14 protein-coding genes, 1 other RNA gene, 1 pseudogene and 1 other annotated feature are annotated in these 20,362 nt (G+C 35.5%); of the genes and pseudogenes, 6 read left to right on the top strand and 10 right to left on the bottom strand.

Annotation, left to right across the window (positions count from 1 at the left end):
- Window positions 1-335: 335 nt before the first annotated feature.
- From BKP37_RS01725 to BKP37_RS01715, 3 genes are all read left to right on the top strand, one after another.
- Window positions 336-1,283, top strand: coding sequence for a D-2-hydroxyacid dehydrogenase (locus tag BKP37_RS01725; RefSeq protein WP_071307976.1), 948 nt, complete (start codon window positions 336-338; stop codon window positions 1,281-1,283).
- A gap of 150 nt (window positions 1,284-1,433) precedes the next feature.
- Window positions 1,434-1,868, top strand: coding sequence for a peroxide-responsive transcriptional repressor PerR (gene perR / locus BKP37_RS01720; protein WP_071307975.1), 435 nt, complete (start codon window positions 1,434-1,436; stop codon window positions 1,866-1,868).
- A 219-nt stretch (window positions 1,869-2,087) separates the two neighbouring features.
- Entirely contained in the window at window positions 2,088-2,951 is an 864-nt protein-coding gene (locus tag BKP37_RS01715) for a nucleotidyltransferase-like protein (RefSeq protein WP_071307974.1), read from the top strand.
- A gap of 397 nt (window positions 2,952-3,348) precedes the next feature.
- Window positions 3,349-3,686 (top strand) — a sequence feature (16S ribosomal RNA rRNA prediction is too short).
- Here BKP37_RS01715 and BKP37_RS20900 read toward each other — a convergent pair.
- The 4 genes and pseudogenes from BKP37_RS20900 to gltB form a co-directional block, all read right to left on the bottom strand.
- Window positions 3,684-3,779, bottom strand: a pseudogene (locus tag BKP37_RS20900) (transposase); the annotation flags it as partial. (Overlaps the previous feature by 3 nt.)
- A 238-nt stretch (window positions 3,780-4,017) precedes the next feature.
- Complete coding sequence (locus BKP37_RS01710; RefSeq protein WP_071307973.1) at window positions 4,018-4,446, bottom strand: protein-tyrosine phosphatase family protein; 429 nt, start codon at window positions 4,444-4,446, stop codon at window positions 4,018-4,020.
- Window positions 4,447-4,959: 513 nt separating this feature from the next.
- The gene (gene gltD, locus BKP37_RS01705; protein ID WP_071307972.1) at window positions 4,960-6,438 is read right to left on the bottom strand and encodes a glutamate synthase small subunit; all 1,479 of its coding nucleotides are present in this window, start codon (window positions 6,436-6,438) and stop codon (window positions 4,960-4,962) included.
- A gap of 18 nt (window positions 6,439-6,456) precedes the next feature.
- Window positions 6,457-11,010 carry a glutamate synthase large subunit gene (gltB, locus tag BKP37_RS01700; protein WP_071307971.1) on the bottom strand — a complete coding sequence of 1,518 codons (4,554 nt, stop codon included), beginning with the start codon at window positions 11,008-11,010 and terminating at the stop codon, window positions 6,457-6,459.
- Window positions 11,011-11,143: 133 nt separating this feature from the next.
- Here gltB and gltC point away from each other — a divergent pair, with 133 nt between their 5' ends.
- The gene (gene gltC / locus BKP37_RS01695; RefSeq protein WP_071307970.1) at window positions 11,144-12,037 is read left to right on the top strand and encodes a glutamate biosynthesis transcriptional regulator GltC; all 894 of its coding nucleotides are present in this window, start codon (window positions 11,144-11,146) and stop codon (window positions 12,035-12,037) included.
- Between the two features lie 1,058 nt (window positions 12,038-13,095).
- The gene (locus BKP37_RS01690; RefSeq protein WP_169823058.1) at window positions 13,096-13,743 is read left to right on the top strand and encodes a M50 family metallopeptidase; all 648 of its coding nucleotides are present in this window, start codon (window positions 13,096-13,098) and stop codon (window positions 13,741-13,743) included.
- A gap of 73 nt (window positions 13,744-13,816) precedes the next feature.
- On the opposite strand, the gene BKP37_RS01685 is transcribed toward BKP37_RS01690, so the two are convergent.
- The 5 genes from BKP37_RS01685 to ppnP form a co-directional block, all read right to left on the bottom strand.
- Window positions 13,817-15,205 carry a PAS domain-containing sensor histidine kinase gene (locus BKP37_RS01685; RefSeq protein ID WP_071307968.1) on the bottom strand — a complete coding sequence of 463 codons (1,389 nt, stop codon included), beginning with the start codon at window positions 15,203-15,205 and terminating at the stop codon, window positions 13,817-13,819.
- Between the two features lie 149 nt (window positions 15,206-15,354).
- Entirely contained in the window at window positions 15,355-15,618 is a 264-nt protein-coding gene (locus tag BKP37_RS20895; protein ID WP_139193033.1) for a glycerophosphoryl diester phosphodiesterase membrane domain-containing protein, read from the bottom strand.
- A 642-nt stretch (window positions 15,619-16,260) separates the two neighbouring features.
- Window positions 16,261-16,350 carry a YjcZ family sporulation protein gene (locus tag BKP37_RS01680; RefSeq protein ID WP_071307967.1) on the bottom strand — a complete coding sequence of 30 codons (90 nt, stop codon included), beginning with the start codon at window positions 16,348-16,350 and terminating at the stop codon, window positions 16,261-16,263.
- Between the two features lie 366 nt (window positions 16,351-16,716).
- The gene (locus BKP37_RS01675) at window positions 16,717-16,812 is read right to left on the bottom strand and encodes a YjcZ family sporulation protein (protein ID WP_071307966.1); all 96 of its coding nucleotides are present in this window, start codon (window positions 16,810-16,812) and stop codon (window positions 16,717-16,719) included.
- 751 nt (window positions 16,813-17,563) lie between these two features.
- Entirely contained in the window at window positions 17,564-17,878 is a 315-nt protein-coding gene (ppnP, locus tag BKP37_RS01670) for a pyrimidine/purine nucleoside phosphorylase (RefSeq protein WP_071307965.1), read from the bottom strand.
- Between the two features lie 318 nt (window positions 17,879-18,196).
- On the opposite strand from ppnP, the gene ffs reads away from it, so the two are divergent.
- Window positions 18,197-18,462, top strand: an RNA gene (ffs, locus tag BKP37_RS01665) — signal recognition particle sRNA large type.
- A gap of 307 nt (window positions 18,463-18,769) precedes the next feature.
- On the opposite strand, the gene BKP37_RS01660 is transcribed toward ffs, so the two are convergent.
- Window positions 18,770-20,209 carry a phospholipase D-like domain-containing protein gene (locus tag BKP37_RS01660; protein ID WP_084034497.1) on the bottom strand — a complete coding sequence of 480 codons (1,440 nt, stop codon included), beginning with the start codon at window positions 20,207-20,209 and terminating at the stop codon, window positions 18,770-18,772.
- Window positions 20,210-20,362: the final 153 nt, after the last annotated feature.

The following is a 20,362-nucleotide window of genomic DNA, read 5'->3' as shown; positions in this document are numbered from 1 at the left end:
GTCAGTTCTAACTGGGTATAGATTTATGTGACGTGTTTTTGGTAATGGTGAAATTCACTCAAATGAGGTGGATTTGTACTAAAGTTTTTTAATTCCATAAGTCGAGGCGTCTGTCTATACATTTTTATTCATGGTGAATATAGATAAATTAGGAATTTGTTTTTGGTTTTTCCTCCTCAAACACTTTTAGCGAGAATATACGTTATTCTCGCCTTTTTTAATTTTTGTAGAGCTTATTTGTGAAAATAGAGTAGAGGATTTTGAAAAGATGTGAAAAGCTTACAGATATTCTGGTTTGTTAAAATAAAATTAACTTTTTCGTAGAGGTGTTTATAATGAAGGTAGTTTCGTCTGCTAATTTAAAAACAAGATTAAAAGAAAAATTAGTTTCTACATATCCAGAGGTATCCTTCTACTTTTATAAAAATATTGATGAAGGACTAACTGAGTTATTAGATGCTGATGTTTTAATTACGTATGGAGAGGATCTAACGGATGAAATTATTAAAAAGGTAAATAGTTTAAAATGGATAATGGTTATTTCAGCAGGTTTAGATATGATGCCATTTCAAGCAATTAAAGAAAAAGGCATCTTAGTAACGAATGCAAGAGGTATTCATAAAATACCAATGGCTGAATATACGATCGGCATGATGCTTCAAGTGGCAAGGCAAACTAAGCAATTAATTCAAAATGAACAAGATCATACTTGGGATCGACGCATACCAATGGTGGAGTTGAATCAAAAAACATTGGGCATATTAGGGGCAGGATCAATTGGAGCAGAAATCGCTAAATATGCGCAAGTTTTCAACATGAGAACTATTGGTTTTAATCGTAGTGGTAAAAAAGTCGACGGATTTAATGAAATTGTCACTATTGATAATCTAGAGAAATTAATAAAAGAAAGTGATTTTATTGTATCTGTACTTCCTAGCACTAGTATGACAAATGGTTTATTAAATAAAAAACTATTTGATCTAATGGAAGATGTAATTTTTGTAAATATAGGTCGAGGAAAAAATGTAGTAGAAAAAGATTTGATTTCAGCCTTAAATCAAGGGAAGGTTACTCACGCTGTTTTAGATGTATTTGTAGAAGAGCCACTACCAAAAAGTCACCCATTTTGGGATATGGAAAATGTAACGGTAACACCTCACTTGTCTGGAATTTCATCTCAATACCAACCTAGAGCACTTGAAATTTTTGAAGAGAATTTAAAGTTATTCTTAAAAGGTGAAAAAAATTATTTGAACAAAATAAATTTTGACAGAGGATATTAAATTAGTATATTTAGTTACAAATAGCTTTTAACGTCATTATTTTTTGTGTTAATGGTACAATTATTGACAGTACTTCCTAGTTATAATATACTATTTATAAACATTATAAAATAATAATTTATATTTAATGAAAAGGAGAGGTGTTTGTTTATGACGTATCGTTTACAAGAAGCACTTGATTCCTTGAAGAACACAAAAGTACGTATGACACCTCAACGTCATGCCATATTAGAGTATCTCTTTAGTTCATTTTCCCACCCGACAGCTGATGAAATATATAAAGCTTTGGAGGGGAAGTTCCCTAATATGAGTGTAGCAACTGTATATAATAATTTGCGTGTCTTTAAAGAAGTTGGGCTAGTTAGAGAATTAACATATGGTGATTCGTCTAGTAGGTTTGATAGTGTTACATCTGATCATTATCATGTAATCTGTCAATGTTGTGAAAAGATAGTTGATTTTCATTACCCAGGCCTAGATGAAGTGGAAACCTTAGCTGAGCATGTGACAGGGTTTAAAGTTAAGAGTCACAGAATGGAAATTTACGGTACTTGCCCAGAGTGTTCGAAAAAAGAGCAACATTAATAGCTGACTTAACTACTTTTTGAGTCAGCTCCTTTTATACATACAAATGAGCTTTATTATCTCCGATCTTGGAGTGGATAAGGCTCATTTTTTTGTTGTTCACTCTCTTCTGTCATTTATAAAACTTTCTGGAAATAATATTGATTGTTTTTAGAAGGTTTCACTTATTATAGTGTCGAAAATGTATGATTAATATGCGTTTTTAAGGAGGGTATAACTTTGGAGCAATTAATTAATCATTTATATGATAACAGGATTACTGAAGATACATTAGGGGTATTGTATATAAATGAAATGATGTCCAAGGTAGAAGGGATTCCGAATCTTTCTGCAGTTGTGCTACTAATTGTTGAAAGCGCTAAACCTAACCCTTTAGAACACTATGATATAAAAAATAAGTTGGTACAGTTACAATGGATAAATAAAGATGAATTAGAGAGGGGTTCTGTAAACAGTAGTGACTCTCATCTAATTGATTGGGTACTAAGTGGTATGGTTTTGTTTGAAAAAGATGAATATATAACTATGTATCGAGAAAATATTAATGATTTTCCTTTAATGGAAAGAAAACAAAAAATGCTAACCGAACTTGCGAAGTTAATTCGTAAATATAACTATGGTAAGAAATTATTTCTTAATGGATGTTATTTGGATGCTTTCAATACAATTGTCTGTTCGTTACAACACCTTGCTAAACTCTCGATAATTGAACATGGGTATTATCCTGAGGTTAATGTTTGGAAACAGGTTAAACGCATTGAGCCAGAAATATATAAATTGTATGATGAAATTGTTACTGGTGGTGAAAACTTAGAAAAAAGATTAGAACTCCTTTTTCTAGCGATTGATTTTGCGATAGCATCAAAATCAAAGTTAAGTGCAACCTACTTGATAGAGATATTAAACTTAAAAGAACCTGTGGATATTGAAGGAGTAATAACTCAACTTGAATTTAAAGGGTGTGTGGTTGAATTAAATTTACTTGTCGATTATCTAGTTCAAAAAGGAATAATTGATATAATGAAGGTGAAAACAGATAGTGAAGAAATATTTAGGAGGTTTTACTATGTTAGGTTTAGGTGATAAAAAAGTTATTGACTTTGGTTGGTTTGGTGATATAATAAATCTTGTCGCTAAAAACGACAGTTGCTAGTTGCTTAAAGTGTTAAACACTTATTTTTCAAAAAAAAGTTTTAAAAAGTGTTTGACATAACTCGGTTAAAATGGTATATTTAAAAAGTCGCTGATTTGAACATCGGTTGACGTTATTGAAAAAAGTTGTTGACAAACAAGGGAGAAATTGATAAAATTTAATTCTTGTTGCAATTTGGACAATATTGATTGTTCTTTGAAAACTGAACACACAGCCAAGCGAATTAAAGAGATAGTAAATATCTCGTCAATCAATTTAAATTTTGAGCTTTATCAAACACTTTTATGGAGAGTTTGATCCTGGCTCAGGACGAACGCTGGCGGCGTGCCTAATACATGCAAGTCGAGCGAACTCAATTAAAGCTTGCTTTATGAGAGTTAGCGGCGGACGGGTGAGTAACACGTGGGCAACCTGCCCTGTAGACTGGGATAACTTCGGGAAACCGAAGCTAATACCGGATAATCTTTGGAACCTCATGGTTCTAAAGTGAAAGTTGGGTTTACCTAACACTACAGGATGGGCCCGCGTCGCATTAGCTAGTTGGTAAGGTAACGGCTTACCAAGGCGACGATGCGTAGCCGACCTGAGAGGGTGATCGGCCACACTGGGACGCCTCTCGCTTCGCATCCTTGCCTGATTAGCTCTCGTGTTCTTATGGCAATCGGACCATATAATACTTTATATCTGTATTTTATTACCCAGATTACATGATATTTGATATCATAAACTGCATGACTATTCTTTTTATAGCCGTCCATACTTTTCACCTCACAACTTAAGTATGGACATCGAAGTGTAAGGCTAAAAGCGTATACCGTCTAAAGACGGTGGAGTTAGACCACGCATTTGGAAATTAAAAATTAAATAATTCACAAATCAAATCTTTTCCTAGGTTTAGTTAACAACTTAAAAACATCATAACAAACTATCTTTTCAAATTAAAAGGTCAGACCTACCATTGTAACGGCGAGGATCTGACCTTTATACATTCAAAACTTACCCATTTGGAAATACTCTTTTTAGAGCTTCTTTATTCTCAGATTTAACATTAATCTTTGGACGAGCAGCTTTAGCAAGTTCTTCAGCTTCTTCGATTGAACTTGCTTTACCTAAGGTTAGAAGGGTTCCAACTGCTACCGTACCTGTACGGTTACTACCACCTTGGCAATGGAAGTAAATATTTTTACCTTCATGATAAGACTTAACAACATGATCAATGGACTTTTTAATAAACTCATCTTGATGCCCCGCATCGTCAACAATTGGACTATGTACTCGATGATAGTTAGTCTCTTCTGTTGGTGCCTCTGCTCTTAAATCATAAACAACATCAATTTTTTCATTTTTTAATACATCCTCAACATCATTAGCTCCACCAATATAAATACGATTACTTAACAATTCATGGTAATTCTTTGTTCTCATTTACTTCTCCTCCTAGTATTACGATTATTTACTTTATAGCTTACTTTGTTCATGCTTTTTCAATTAAAATATATACGTAACATATAACAAATTACTTATATGATAAGTTACTTATGCAAGAATATTCAAGCTTGTTTTTGTAAAGATATTGTAAATAAAGCTTCAGCGCCACTCCGTTTGCTCGTCGCAAAGCAACAACCGAAAACTGAGCTCGTAACTGCTGAAGCTAGACGTTGACACCACCTCTGTAATGTTATACACAAGGAAGAAATCTATAGTTTACTAAACAACGAGGAAGGGCGATTTTCAAGTTGGGAACATTGGCTTTTCTATAACATTGTAAAATATTATACTTGAATTCGTTTGCCAATTTTTTCATATGTCCTACGAAATAATGATATAACAACAAAAACAAGCGTACCAATCATAGGAATTGGTACGCTATTTCTATTTCTAATTACTAACTTTTCTCCCAAAACTGAACGATCTAGTATATTCGGGGAGTATTAATCATTACTTAACTACACATTTTGTTAAATATTTGTCTACTTCACGTGCAGCTTCGCGACCTTCATTGATCGCCCAAACAATTAAACTTTGACCACGTCTCGCATCACCAGCAGCGAACACACCTTCTACACTTGTAGTGTGCTTACCGTATTCTGCATCGATCTTTTGGTTAACTGTTTCTACACCGAATTGTGTTAACATTGGTTGTTCCACACCTTCAAAACCAACAGCAATAAAGATGCACTGTGCAGGCCATACTTTTTCTGTTCCAGGAATTTCTTTAAACATTAGTCGGCCGTTTTCATCCTTAGTTTCTTCAACTTGGATTGTGTGTAATTCTTTTGCATTTCCATTTTCATCAGTAACAACCTTCTTAGTTTGAATTAAATATTCACGAGGGTCTTTACCATATTTAGCAGCTGCTTCTTCATGAGCATATGAAACAGTGTGCACATTTGGATACGCTGGCCACATATTGTTTTCAGTTCTTGTTTCAGGTTGTTTCGAAAGAATTTGGAATAATGCTACACTACGTGCGTTTTGTCTTGTTGCTGTTGCAACACAGTCAGCCCCAGTGTCACCACCACCAATAACGATAACATCCTTACCTTCTGTATCGATGAAATTACCATCTTTAAAGTTAGAATCTAGTAGGCTTTTTGTTGCTTTTGTTAAGTAGTCCATCGCAAAATAAATACCTTTCGCTTCTCTACCTTCAAATTTAAGATCACGTGCTTTTCTAGCCCCAATACAGAGCACAACTGCATCAAACTGTTGTTTAATTTCTTCAGCTGTGATATCTACCCCAACTTCAGTGTTTGTAATAAAATCAATACCCTCTTGCTGCATTAATTTAATACGACGCTCTACTACACCTTTATCAAGTTTAATATTAGGAATACCATACATTAATAATCCGCCTGGTCGATCAGCACGCTCATAAACAGTTACTGAATGACCAGCTTGATTTAATTGGTCCGCACTTGCTAATCCTGATGGGCCTGAACCGATAACTGCGACTTTCTTTCCTGTACGATTTTTCGGAATGCGAGGAGTAACCCACCCATTTTCAAATCCTTTATCAATGATCGAGCGCTCAATACCCTTAATTGATACCGCAGGGTTAGAGATCGATACCGTACATGACCCCTCACAAGGGGCGGGACAAACTCGTCCCGTAAATTCTGGGAAATTATTTGTTTTTTGTAGGCGTTCTAATGCTTCCTTCCATCTTCCACGATAAACTAAATCATTCCATTCAGGAATTAAGTTATTAATAGGACAACCAGATGCTGCACCTTGAATAATCATTCCTGTATGGCAGAAAGGAGTTCCGCAGTCCATGCATCTAGCTCCTTGTTCACTTAATACTTCATCAGAGAAAAAGGATGAATATTCACTCCAGTCACTTAACCGTGTTTTAGGATCTCTTTCCTCTGGCTTTTTGCGACTATATTCCATAAATCCTGTTGCTTTTCCCATGATCATTCTCCTCCTTTCTTATTTCACCACTACTTCTAATTTTTTACTTGGTGCTTTTTTCTCTACAGCTGCGTTAGCTTGGAAGGCTTCCATAATTGCTTCATCTTCAGCTAAGCCTCTTGCTTTGTGTTCCTGAATTTTTTCCATCATACGCTTATAGTCTTTCGGAATAACTTTTACAAACTTGCTTGTGATTTGATCCCAGTTTTTAAGAACATGATCGGCTTTTTCACTCTTCGTATAATAGAAATGGTTAACGATCATCTCTCTAACTTCTTTTGTCTCTTCTTTATTTTCAAGAGTCTCGAATTCAACTAGCTCTTTGTTACATAATGATTTAAATTCGTTTACATCATCAGCAAGTACGTAAGCAATTCCACCTGACATACCAGCTGCAAAGTTTTTCCCAACATTACCTAAGATAACGACACGTCCACCAGTCATATATTCACATCCATGGTCTCCAATTCCTTCAACAACGGCTTTCACACCACTGTTTCGAATTGCAAAACGCTCACCAGCGCGTCCGTTAATGTAAGCTTCACCACTTGTTGCACCGATGAATGCAACATTTCCAGCAATAACATTATCACTTGCTTTTAGTCCTGCGTTTGGATCTGGTTTAACGATTAATTTACCGCCTGATAAACCTTTTCCGAAGTAGTCATTTGTATCACCTGTTAAATGAAGAGTCATACCATTAGGAACAAAGGCACCAAAACTTTGACCAGCTGAACCGTTAAAACGAAGTGTGATCGTATCTTCAGGCAATCCTTTTTCTCCATAGCGTTTTGAAACTTCACTTCCTACAATCGTACCAACAACGCGATTAACATTCATAATCGGGAATGTTACATCAACTGGATTTTGATTTTCTAATGCGTCTTGTACTGCTGGCAAGATTTTTTGCATATCTAAAGACTCATCTATCTTATGATTTTGAGAGATACGCTTTGTACGAGGGCCCTCAGCTTGGTAAGTTAATGCAGTTAAATCTAACTGACTCGCTTTCCAATGTTCTTTTGCACCTTCACTTACTTGAAGTACATCTGTACGTCCAACCATTTCTTCAATTGTTTTAAACCCAAGTTCTGCCATGATTTCACGAACTTCTTCGGCAATAAAACGCATGAAGTTGACTACGTGGTCAGGATCTCCCGCAAACTTATAACGAAGTTCTGGGTTTTGAGTAGCAACACCTACAGGACATGTATCTAAATGACACGCACGCATCATAACACACCCTAATACGATAAGTGGAGCTGTTGCAAAGGCAAACTCTTCTGCACCAAGGATAGCCGCCATGACTACATCTTTACCTGTCATAAGCTTTCCGTCTGTTTCTAGTACAACGCGGTCACGTAAACCGTTTAGCATTAATGTTTGATGTGCTTCTGATAAGCCAAGCTCCCATGGTAATCCAGCATGCTTGATACTTGTTTTTGGTGAAGCACCTGTACCACCATCGTATCCACTGATTACAATAACATCCGCAACACCTTTAGCAACACCCGCAGCAATTGTTCCGACACCAGACTCTGATACAAGTTTTACACTAATACGCGCATGGCGATTAGCATTTTTCAAATCATGAATTAACTGCGCTAAATCTTCAATTGAGTAAATATCATGATGTGGAGGTGGTGAAATAAGCCCAACACCCGGAGTTGACCCACGAACCTCAGCAACCCAAGGATAAACTTTGTTACCTGGAAGCTGACCGCCTTCACCTGGCTTAGCTCCTTGCGCCATTTTGATTTGTAATTCATCTGCATTAATAAGATAGTGACTCTTTACTCCAAATCGACCTGATGCTATTTGCTTAATTGCACTTCGACGATTGTCTCCATTTTCATCTACTGTAAAGCGGCTTGGATCTTCTCCACCTTCACCACTATTACTTTTTCCACCTAAACGGTTCATTGCAATCGCTAATGATTCATGAGCTTCTTTACTTAATGAACCATATGACATAGCTCCTGATTTAAAACGTTTCACAATCGATTCTACAGACTCAACTTCGTCAATAGAGATCGACTGGCGTGTTTCATTAAATGAGAATAAGTTACGTAAATATCCAGCTTTTTCTTCATTTGCTGTATTAGAATATTGCTTAAATAAATTGTAATCCCCTTTACGACAAGCCCATTGAAGTGTGTGAATTGTAGTTGGATTGTACTGGTGATGCTCACCATTTTTTCTCCATTGATAGTCACTTCCTGTATCTAATGTTTTATCATACGATTCAACATATCCAGCCTCATGACGATTTTTTGCTTCTTTGGCAATCGTTTCTATATCAATTCCACCAAGTTGTGAAGTTGTTCCAGTAAGGTAACGGTCAATTACACTTGAACCAATACCAACTGCTTCGAAGATTTGTGCACCGCGGTAACTTTGGATTGTTGAAATCCCCATTTTTGACATTACCTTTACAACACCTTCAGTAACAGCTTTTACATACTTTCTTACTGTTTCTTCGTAGCTTAAAGATAAGCTACCATCTAAAGTGGCTGCGTGATACGTTGCATAAGTAAGATATGGATAGATTGCATCTGCTCCATAACCGATTAATGCAGCAAAGTGATGTACTTCTCTAGCCTCTCCAGTTTCTAAAATTAAGCTAACTTTCGTACGAACACCTTTTTTAACAAGGTGATGATGCACTGCACTTACTACTAATAAAGTTGGGATTGCTAATTGGTCTTTGCTCATATCTCGATCTGATAAAACTAGTAAGCTTACCCCTTCTTCAATTGCTTTTTCTGCTTTTTGACATACGTCCTCGAGAGAAGTTTCTAAATCTTCTGAAAACAGTGTGTGAATAGTTGAACATTTAAACTCCGAAGTAACACCATGTTTTAATTGCTCCAACTGATCTTGTGTTAAAATTGGCGTTTCAAGTTGAATTCGATGACAATTATTTTCATTTGGATGAAGTAAATTCCCTTCAGCTCCTAAGTACGATACAGTTGATGTTACGATATGCTCACGAATTGCATCAATTGGCGGATTCGTAACTTGTGCAAAAGTTTGTTTGAAATAGTTAAACAATGATTGCGGACGATCTGATAATACCGCTAAAGGACTATCATATCCCATTGAACCAATAGGGTCTTTCCCTTGTGTAATCATTGGAATTAAATACTTTTTAACATCCTCATGCGTATAACCGAATGCTTTTTGGCGTTGAAGTAAATCTCCAAATTCTTCAGCTAACACTTGTTTTTCTTCTAATTTTACTAATTGCTTATCTAACCATTGTTGGTATGGATGAGCATTGGCCATTTCTGATTTGATTTCCTCATCAGAAATAATACGTCCTTCTTCTAAATCAATTAATAGGATTTTTCCTGGGCTCAAACGTTCTTTGTAAAGAACATTTTCTTCTTCAACATCAATAACCCCAACTTCAGATGAGAAAATAATGTAATCATCTTTCGTTACATAGTATCTAGCTGGACGTAGACCGTTACGATCTAGAATAGCTCCAATTTGTTTTCCATCTGTAAATGAAATCGCCGTTGGACCATCCCAAGGCTCCATGATACAGCTGTGATATTCATAAAAAGCTCTCTTTTCTTCTGAAATATGTGGGTTTTCTGTCCACGGTTCAGGAATTAACATTACTGCTGCATGAGCAGGCTTTCTACCTGATAAAACAAAGAATTCAAGCGCGTTATCTAATACAGATGAGTCACTTCCGCTAGTATCTAAGATTGGAAGTAATTTCGGTAAATCTTCACCAAATACTTCTGAAACAAATTGTTGTTCACGAGCTTTCATCCAATTAATATTACCTTTTAATGTATTAATTTCTCCATTATGGATAAGATATCTGTTCGGATGCGCTCTTTCCCAACTCGGGAATGTGTTTGTACTAAATCGGGAATGTACTAAAGCAAAAGCTGATACAAAAGAATCGTCTTGTAGATCAAGATAAAACGTATCTACTTGTTGAGGTGTTAACAAACCTTTGTAAACGATTGTTCTGCTTGATAAACTCGCAAAGTAAAAACGTAACTCACGTTCATTTGCCCAATGTTCTGCTTGTTTTCTAATAATGAATAGCTTTCTTTCAAACACTAAATCATCTTCGATTTCATCGTTTGCACCGATAAACACTTGACGGATAACAGGACATGTTTCTTGTCCACCTTTTCCGATTTGATTTACATCGACGGGTACTGTTCTCCAACCTAGGAGCGTCTGCCCTTCTTGTTCAATCAATTCGTTTACACGAGCTTCAACTTCAAGACGCTCTGCTTCATTTTTTGAAAAGAATAGCATTCCAACACCGTAACGACCTTTATTTGGAAGATTAATTTCCGGACATGCTTCACGGAAAAATTGATCAGGAATTTGCACCATTACACCAGCGCCATCCCCTGTTAAAGGATCGCTTCCTTGCCCACCACGATGGTCAAGCTGACATAACATTTTAAGTGCTTTTTTTACAATATCATGAGTTGCAAGTCCCTTTATGTGCGCATATAGACCAATTCCACATGCATCATGTTCAAATTCAGGATGATAGAGACCTTGTGCTTTTGGTAAGTTATTAAATGTCATTTTTATCTCCCCTGTTAGTTTTTTTCACGAATTGCTTTACGTAGTTTTTATTTTATGGTATCAAATTAATATATACAATATATGATTTAGATGATATCTATCTAAAATCAATATAAACGAATGGAGTGTGACCATGGAATTACGACAACTACGATACTTTATAGAAGTTGCTGAAAGAGAACATTTTACACAAGCTGCAGAACATCTTCATGTCGCACAATCAGCAATAAGCCTTCAAATTTCAAAACTTGAGGATGAACTTGGCGTGGCGTTATTTGATCGAATAGGACGAAATATTAAACTAACTCCAATTGGGAAAACGTTTTTAATTCATTCAAAGGCAGCGATAAAAGCGATTGATTATGCCAAAGAAAAAGTCGATGAATACTTAGATCCAGAATTTGGCACAGTAAAAATCGGCTATCCAACAAGCCTAGCTAATCATCTACTCCCTACCGTTATTTCCGCTTTTAAAACGAAGCACCCGAAGATTTCCTATCATTTGCGTCAAGGTTCCTATGCTTCGTTAATAGAATCCGTTAAGAGCGGTGAGTTAGATTTAGCCTTTCTAGGTCCCGTCCCTGAAAGTACCGCTGATATTGAAGCTCACGTTCTATTTTCTGAGAACATTTCTGTTTTAGTACCTGCTAATCATCCCGCATCAGACAAGAAAAGTTTGTCTCTTTCCGATTTGAAGCATGATGATTTTGTGTTATATCCAAATGGATATGTATTACGTCAAATCGCAGTTGATGCTTGCAAAGAAGCTGGCTTTGAGCCTAACGTTTCAGCAGAAGGTGAAGACATGGATGCTATTAAAGGTCTCGTTTCAGCTGGAATTGGTGTAAGCCTCTTGCCTAACGGGACATTTTATGACCGAACGTCAAGTTTAACAGTACAAATACCAATTGACACACCAGAAGTTCAACGAACAGTTGGTATTATAACTCCCAAAAATCGATCTCTTGCACCTACCGAAAAAATATTTTTTCAATTCGTAAAAGAGTTTTTTGATTGGGAATTTTAATCAAACTGATTTGTACTTAAGGGTCATAGCCCCCCACCCCTAAGCGTAGTGTAGGTGGGAACTTTCATTCAGGTGGAGTTGAGACTTCATCCGAATTTCCGATGTTCTAGCGAAGTTAGAACGAGTTCTCTCGGTTGGTGCCTTTTCACCTCTTGGACATTTTAGTTACTAAGCCACGCTGCAGAAATCTATACCTAGTTACGATCGTTTCAGCGTAACTAGGTATAGTATCTTTCGGGCAAGAATTATGAATGCGGAAATTCATTAATAATATAGAGAAAGATTATTTTTCCACTCGAGAGACACCTAATGCTAAGTTCGACCAAAGTATTTCTTCAACTAGCTCACTTTTTGTTTCATCACATTTCAACGATTAATACGACTTCCGAAAACTTATTAGGAAACTTTTTACGGTCTTTTATTTTTCGCTTTGTATAAAAATAATCGATAGCAAATCCCAGGTTAAATGAATTGCATTAAGAAGTTTGAATAATAAGTACAAATAGTCCAGCACACTAAAAGAAAAAATCCTGTGGTATTCGTTTAAGATATAGATGCCCCATACCAGGCATTAAAATACCAAACCATTGAAAGTGAAGGTTGATGTTTATCTAAGAAGTTTAAACCTAGTGATCCTAAATTAAAGGGAACGATGGGTGCTTTTTCTTTAGCAGCCAAAATATATAACTTGTTTAAGTCGACAGTTTTGCGATAACTATCCCAAATTGTAATAATGTATACAGGAATATAAAGAAGTATCCACCTTGTATCAAGTACCTCCTTAGCCTTATCAAACTGGCCTGTAAACGTATATACCATTGAAAGATTTAAATTTGACAGAAGATTGATTATAAATTCTCACAAAAAAAGAGTGAACTCGTTTCATCAAGCTGAAACATCGGAAATTCCCACCTACGCTCCATTCGCACTTTTTGGTTACCGTTTTACTCTCGCTACCGCTATTATAGATTCCTAAAATTATAGTGCCCGGTCATTTCCAGATATTTTGTAACATAACAAAATTGACTATAATAAATTGATATGGAGGTGAATTGGACTTGGAACATATTTTTTATTATATAGTAGCTGCCTTAGTCATCTGCCATATCCCTATAGTTAGAAGGATTTTTTGTACAATTAATACGTTAGTTCATGAATCTGGGCATGCGATTGCTGCACTTATAACGAGCGGGAAGGTATACTCTGTTTCTTTATATTTAAATAATGAGGGATTGGCTGAAGTTGGTACTAAATCGTGGCTTTCTCGAGTTATCGTCAGTTACGCTGGATATACAACTTCATCTGTTGCTGCTTTTGTTAGCTTTTACTTTATTTATTCAAACAAACTAGAATTTATTTTTTATGGGTTACTAGGTTTAGCGATCATAAATCTTATCTTATGGGTTCGAAATATTTTTGGCATCATATGGCTTTGTACTTTTATAGGATTTAGTTTTTATATCGACTATCATCATTTATTTGGTTTGAAGGAAGCTCTTGTCTTGCTATCAGCAAGCATCATCCTTATCCACTCAATATCAAGTGCTTTTACAATATTTTACCTTAGTATTTTTCAGCCTTCGCATGCAGGTGATGCTACTAGTCTCAAAATACATACATTTTTGCCCGCATTTTTTTGGGGATTTATTTTTTTGTTCCAGTCATTAATTAGTTTGTACTATGTCATCATCCTTTTTATCTTGTAGGAAACGAAGCAAAAAGACGCTCCTGTACCTTAAGTATAGGAACGTCTTTTTGACCATACAGTTATCCTGGATTTTATTTACTATAAAGACCTATTTTTGGAAGAAAAACTCTAAATGTAGTTCCTTCGCCTAATTTACTTTTAAACTCGATCTTTCCATTATGCTCATTAATTATTTTAAAAGTAGTTAACATACCTAGTCCTGTTCCTTTTTCTTTTGTTGAATAAAAAGGCATCCCTATATTAGGCGCTAAGTCATCTGAAATTCCACAACCTTGATCGATTACTTCTATTAGGATATTTTCTTGACTATAGTCAAAAAGGACAACCTTGATTACCCCACCATCAGTCATAGATTCGATAGCATTTTTAATAAGATTGATAAATACCTGCTTTAATTGATTACTTACGTAGCTAATGCTTCCTACTTTTTCATATTCAAATATAATTTCGATATTCTTCATCAGTGCTTGAGATTGTAACAAAGTCACAACATCGTTTATCGTATCTTTAATATTCCCATTAGTAAATTGAACTGCTTGAGGCTTGGCTAAAAGTAACAATTCACTCGTAATCATTTCAATGCGATTCATTTCATTAAGTAATATTTCAAGGTGAGTCGGATTAACTTCTTTTTCTTTTTTTATTAATTGTAGGAATCCTTTTAATGTCGTTAATGGATTTCTAATTTCATGGGCAATTGAAGCAGATAATTGTCCTACCAAGGAAAGCTTCTCCGCTTTTTCAATACTTTCTTCAGCTACCTTTTGCAAAGTAATATCTTTACAAATTCCATATACGCCAATGACTTTATTCTCTATCGTAATTGGTATATTGGTAACCTTACAATGTATGAGTCTTCCACTTTTATGAATTATTTTACAATAATAAGTTTGCGATAGACCATTAGCTGCTTCATTAAAAAAATACATTGTTTTTTCTAAGTCTTCTTTAGCTATCAGATGGTGAAATGATTGATCTATTAATTCACTTTCACGATAACCAGTTAATTCTTCTAAGGCTTTATTGACACTTATGTATCGACCTTTTATATCAAATGAATAAACGGCATCTGGATTATTCGTAAATAAAGATTGATAATGCTGTTCTCTTTTTATACTTTTTCTTTTGGAAGATGTTATATTTACAAAATATACAGATAGCGTTTCCTTTGATGGGTATGCCCTGAAATCAAACCACTGATTTTTTAAGGGGTAATATAACTCGAAGCTTACCGACTGTTGTTTTTTCATTGCTAAATGAAAATAACTAAAAATAGGCAACTCAATTATTTGAGGAAATTGCTCCCATAAGCTACTTCCAAGCAGGCTTCCTTTTGGTCGATTAAACATATTTTCTGCCACCTGATTTAGATAGATAAAATGCCAATTGGAATCTAACACATAAAACCCATCCGTTATTTTATCTAGAATATCAAGACCATCAATTTTTTTTACATCCATTTCACTTATCCTCCGCCATTACACCTATTCCAATATTAATTACGTTTAATAAGATACTATCGTTATTAATTATCGTTGATTTTATATAAAATATCCAGTCTCCAATTAAGCGGTTATAATAACCGTCTATTATTGAGAGAAATTAAAACCTAACACACTCTTATTAAACCAGTTGAGCTTAAAACGATTTTATATACATCTGCATTAAGAAGTGATCCGGTGCTAATTCCCCTTATCATCCGATTAAAAATATATGTTATAAGCGGAACAAACAGAAAGCCTGTAAAGAACATATAAAGTAAAGCAAAGGTGAGATATCTCTTGTATGAAGCCTTAAAGTCATATAAACTACTTTTTCCTAGCTCAAACACATAATCACCTAACCTTATTTTCGTCACTATTACTATTCCCATTTAATATTTCTTTGAAACCTAATTAGAAAAGCATCTATTTATTAGTATCAAAAAAGGCAGACGCTTAGAATTGTGGTTTCACTTCTAAGTGTCTTATTGATGATTTTTATAGAGACCAATGGAAGTTTACCTTTAGGAGTATCATATGCCAGGATTCAAATTGTTCTAAACGTTCAGGTTCTTTTAGAATATAAAAATCTATCATTACCTTACCTCTACATTCTGTAATTCTTTTACCGCATAAAATGAATCTTCACCTGTGAATTTCATTTTTTTCTAATGCCCTAATCATCGCTGCACGTCTACTGTTTGACCTCTTGCAGCGTTAATAAAAATGACTTTGTGATAGTACTTTATCAGAAAAGATCTTTTTTATCGCACTGCTTCGAAGTAGTGTTTTGTGCGACGAGTAATCGCAGGAGCAATTGTTTTTCGTGCGACGAGTAATCGCAGGAGCAAAGTAGCATGAAGCATCATCAAAGAAGCAATCCAGGAAGTCAGTGAAGTCAGAAACTTGACCGAAGTGATCGAGCCAATGGCGCCTGGAGCTAGACAGTTTCCAAGTTAGAAATTTATAAATTCTGCATATACAAAGAAAAGAATGCCCAATCCTCTTAGATTGGGCATCCCAAGTCTTATTAATTAGTAACCTACGTAAGCAGCACCTACGATAACTAAAAGAATAAACAATACTACAATTAACGCGAAACCTGTTGTTCCTACATGAGACATATTTCAACACTCCTTACAATTTTTATTGTGGAATTACTCCACCTACGAGTACTATATTCACGTGTCAGTCCATGTGATTAGACGAATGTCCTTATTTTTCATGTTTTTATAATTTATTACTAAGTGAAAAACCGCTAAAGGTAACTCTAAAATAAGACTGACAAGTTTAGCACTCAAAAAATTACTTGTTTTCCTTAATTACAATTGATAAAAGCTTATTTCACTAGCATAAGCTTAACTATTCATTGTGAGCTCTTCTTTTCAGAAATAATTCGGTTAAAAAGAGTTATGCACCCTATATATAACGCTTTTGTAGATCCCCCTAGGTTTTCAACATTTTTCGAGACAATCAATGATTGCACTATATTAGTAGCTCACATATGCAGCTCCAATAATAACTAGAAGGATAAACAATACTACGATTAACGCAAAACCTGTTCCTAATCCATGTGGATGTGACATATTAACATACACCCCTTTGCATTTGATTGTGGATGTCTCCACTTACACTTACTGTATTCATTCACAATAAAATGTGCTTACACATTTATAACTTTTTCTATTTTAATTATAATTCCAACAATCAAAAAGCTTATCTGAAAATTATGGGACGAGTTAATTAGCGGGATAATACTACTTCCGTTCGCTTCGGATTCCCACCACCCCACTGGTTTCGGAAATGTATCTCACCCACAAGAAAAGCGCAAGGCGCCCGCCTATCGGCGACAAACACTGGAAGGTCGGCAAGTAGCGGTCTGCTCTTTGACCGCAATTGACGAACTGAAGTGATCGAGCCGATGGCGCCTGGAGCTAGACAGTTTTCAAGTTAGAAATTTAGTAATTCTGATTATGTAAGAAAAGCGCAAGCGCCTTAGTCACGAGCAGCTGCTCCGTAGTAATCCAAGTAGTAGCTTCACTGGGGCGGCCTTTGACAGAAGCCGCTCTTTGGCTTCCGCGTGCTTCTGCGTTTTACAGCAATGCTTCGAAGTAGGCTTCCTCGAAGCATTGCTGCATGAAGCTATTCAGAGACGTTATTCATGTAGTCATTGAAGTCAGAAACTTGACTGAAGTGACCGAGCTCGTAGGCTGCTTGCGCTAGACAGTTTCCAAGTTAGAAATTAGAAATTCTGATAATATGAAAAATCCTCACAAAATATTTGTGAGGATTACAGCTACAGTCCTAATACAGCTCAAGACATTTAATTATTACCCTTTACTCTGCCAAGTATGAGCAACAATAATCAACTACAGAATGAACTTTCAATTGAAATTGTTCATTAGCAGGCACATAAAACACACCGATACCATCAATAACCTTCCAATCTTCACCTTGCAATTTATATTCTAAATGACCAGCTAAAATATCCATTTCTTCTTTAACATCAGTGGAAAACTTATATTCACCAGGTAACATAATCCCTAAAGTCTTTTTTGTACCATCTTCAAATATAACTACGCGACTTGTTACTTTTCCGTCAAAATATGTGTTGGCTTTCTTGATGATCGTGACATTATTAAATTGTTCCATACTTTTTTCTTCCTTTCAATTTCAAAGTACTTTTAATTTACCATAAACATTTGTCGAAATAAATAGAATTCTCAGAAATTAAATACTGTATAAAAATGATTACGTAATCCAGCTTGTGCACAATATTAATCTACGTATATCGAACACATGGTTCCTACAAAAAACGCGTTCATAGAACATCATTCACCAAACTCTCTGCTTTCCTCTCAACATTTCCATATCTCATAATGAATTGCCATTTCCAACCTCAACTACCAAACGATTAATATATACAAGATATAAAAACCATAGTAATATTAACTTATCAAATGAAACACATCGCAATAGACGGGGCGGTAGCGGTGCCTTGTAGCCTACAATCCGCTATAGTAGGGTCGAATTCCTATCGAAGGTCTAGTCATGTGTGGTCAGTACTTTTAATTTGATGTTGAGGAAAAAGTCTTTTACAACGAAAAACCCACGAACGGGTCAGATCCGGAAGGAAGCAGCCATAAAGGGGACACTTTTCTTGTGTAAAAGAGTACTTTTTCTGAGTCAAAGAGAAAGGTAACGCATGGATGGTTATATCGTAGATAGGTTTGCGATTACATAGATAAACAGTAATAAAAGCGCAAGCGCCTTGGTCACGAGCAGCTTCTCCTTTGCCACTCCGTTTGCTCAAGAGCAATTGTTTTCCGTGCGACGAGTAATCGCAGGAGCAAAACTGCATGAAGCTAATCGACGAAGGATCTCAAGCAGTAATTGAAGTCCGTTGCTTGACTGAAGTGACTGAGCTCGTTGGCTGCTTGCGCTAGACAGTTTCCAAGTTAGAAATTTAGAAATTCTGATTATGTAAAATAAACCAAAGGCAGTTCCTTTAAACTTAAAGAAACTGCCTTTGGTTTTTCGTTTCTACAACATAAACTCAAAAAATCGCATGAAAATCGATAAGCCTCTGGTTATAATTGCTTTTGAAAAAGGCACATGTTCCTCAACTACCATAGGATTTTTGTAGTACTCCCCATCCACCTTGACTTTAAGGCTGTCATATTTAAGATGATTATTGATTTTTCTTTCTAGATTATTAGCAAGTTCTTCACTATCAATTACAACCATTGACTCTGTACTTAGGTACGTACTTCTAGGATCTAGGTTAAAAGAGCCTATCAAACTAATTCTACTATCAAATACATAGGTTTTTGTGTGCAATGATTCTGTAGGCCCTTGGTATTCGAATAACTTCACACTTGAATTTGCTATTGTGTCACGGTATCTTAAATAACCAGAAAAGGCTAGCTTATTAGGTGTAGCGGCTAGTGAGTTGGTCAGTATTACGATCTCTTTGGCAGTAATATCATTTTCATCTATATGGTTCAGCATTTTGTTAGTTGGGATTATATAGGGGCTTTGTATGAATATTGATTTTTCTGCTTTTTTCATTAGACGAGTAATTTCATACCACACCCAAGGTTCTTTGTTTAAACGATCAATCGGATTATGGATAAACGTAATTTTGTTGGTTGGTAATGAGCGCTCAATCCAATCAATGTCTTGATACTCAAGCCCACCGCCAATTTCCGTATATCTCCTGAAATCTGAGAGTGTTTTTTTTCCCACTTCCTCTTTTGCTTTCGTTAATTGAGATAATGGATATTTAGAAAAATCATGGTTCCAAACATACTCAAAATAATTCTTCATGTCATTAATAACACTTTCCTTACTATTTGCGGTATCTGTGTTTATAATAATGACATCTCGATCATTTGAGGCACCTTCATACCCATCAGGTGCGAAATATTTATCACCAATATTTCGTCCACCAATCATCGCTAGCTCTTGATCAGCAATGATCAACTTATCGTGCAGCCTATTATTCCACGTCCATGGTCGAAACATATCGAATGGTTCATAAAATTTCAATTCGATTCCAGGGTGATACGATAAAGAATATAGAATCTCTTTTCGATTACCCTTCAAATTATGAAATAGTCCGTCAAGCAATACTCGAACCTGAACTCCCCGATCTGCAGCAGAAATAATACGAGAAAAAAAGATGTCACTAGACTGTCCAGGGTGAATTGTATAATAGGAAATAGTTAATGTATGTTGAGCAGTATCAATCATATGAATACGAGCAATACCAGCTTCATACCTATCATCTACTAAAACGACCCTATCTTGAGAAACTTCTTCTCCCCAAAAACGTTCCACTTCATTTTGGTTAGCGTACGTACATTCAAAATACTGATGAAAATAAAAAATAAGTACTCCAAAAGAAAATGCATATAATACATAAATCACAAATAATCCAGTTCCTACTTTAGATAGTGTTTTCATCCAGTGCTTAATCACGATTCAACACCTCATTTACCGGTTTATTTGGTTAGAATTACTGACCTAACTTATCGTTAGGTGACACTCTTATCATGTTATACAAAAATCATATGAAAAAAAGCTCCCCTTTTGATCCAATAACGTTTCAAATATTTGAAATCTTGTTTTTAT

The organism is Anaerobacillus alkalilacustris (assembly GCF_001866005.1).
Classification (GTDB): domain Bacteria; phylum Bacillota; class Bacilli; order Bacillales; family Anaerobacillaceae; genus Anaerobacillus; species Anaerobacillus alkalilacustris.
This window is presented reverse-complemented; position numbering and strand designations above follow the sequence as displayed.

Bases quoted from the DNA above. Each gene is read 5' to 3' on its own strand.
- BKP37_RS01725 (WP_071307976.1), top strand. From the start codon at position 336: ATGAAGGTAGTTTCGTCTGCTAATTTAAAAACAAGATTAAAAGAAAAA.
- perR (WP_071307975.1), top strand. From the start codon at position 1,434: ATGACGTATCGTTTACAAGAAGCACTTGATTCCTTGAAGAACACAAAA.
- BKP37_RS01710 (WP_071307973.1), bottom strand. From the start codon at position 4,446: ATGAGAACAAAGAATTACCATGAATTGTTAAGTAATCGTATTTATATT.
- gltD (WP_071307972.1), bottom strand. From the start codon at position 6,438: ATGGGAAAAGCAACAGGATTTATGGAATATAGTCGCAAAAAGCCAGAG.
- gltB (WP_071307971.1), bottom strand. From the start codon at position 11,010: ATGACATTTAATAACTTACCAAAAGCACAAGGTCTCTATCATCCTGAA.
- gltC (WP_071307970.1), top strand. From the start codon at position 11,144: ATGGAATTACGACAACTACGATACTTTATAGAAGTTGCTGAAAGAGAA.
- BKP37_RS01685 (WP_071307968.1), bottom strand. From the start codon at position 15,205: ATGGATGTAAAAAAAATTGATGGTCTTGATATTCTAGATAAAATAACG.
- BKP37_RS20895 (WP_139193033.1), bottom strand. From the start codon at position 15,618: ATGGGAATAGTAATAGTGACGAAAATAAGGTTAGGTGATTATGTGTTT.
- BKP37_RS01680 (WP_071307967.1), bottom strand. From the start codon at position 16,350: ATGTCTCATGTAGGAACAACAGGTTTCGCGTTAATTGTAGTATTGTTT.
- BKP37_RS01675 (WP_071307966.1), bottom strand. From the start codon at position 16,812: ATGTCACATCCACATGGATTAGGAACAGGTTTTGCGTTAATCGTAGTA.
- ppnP (WP_071307965.1), bottom strand. From the start codon at position 17,878: ATGGAACAATTTAATAATGTCACGATCATCAAGAAAGCCAACACATAT.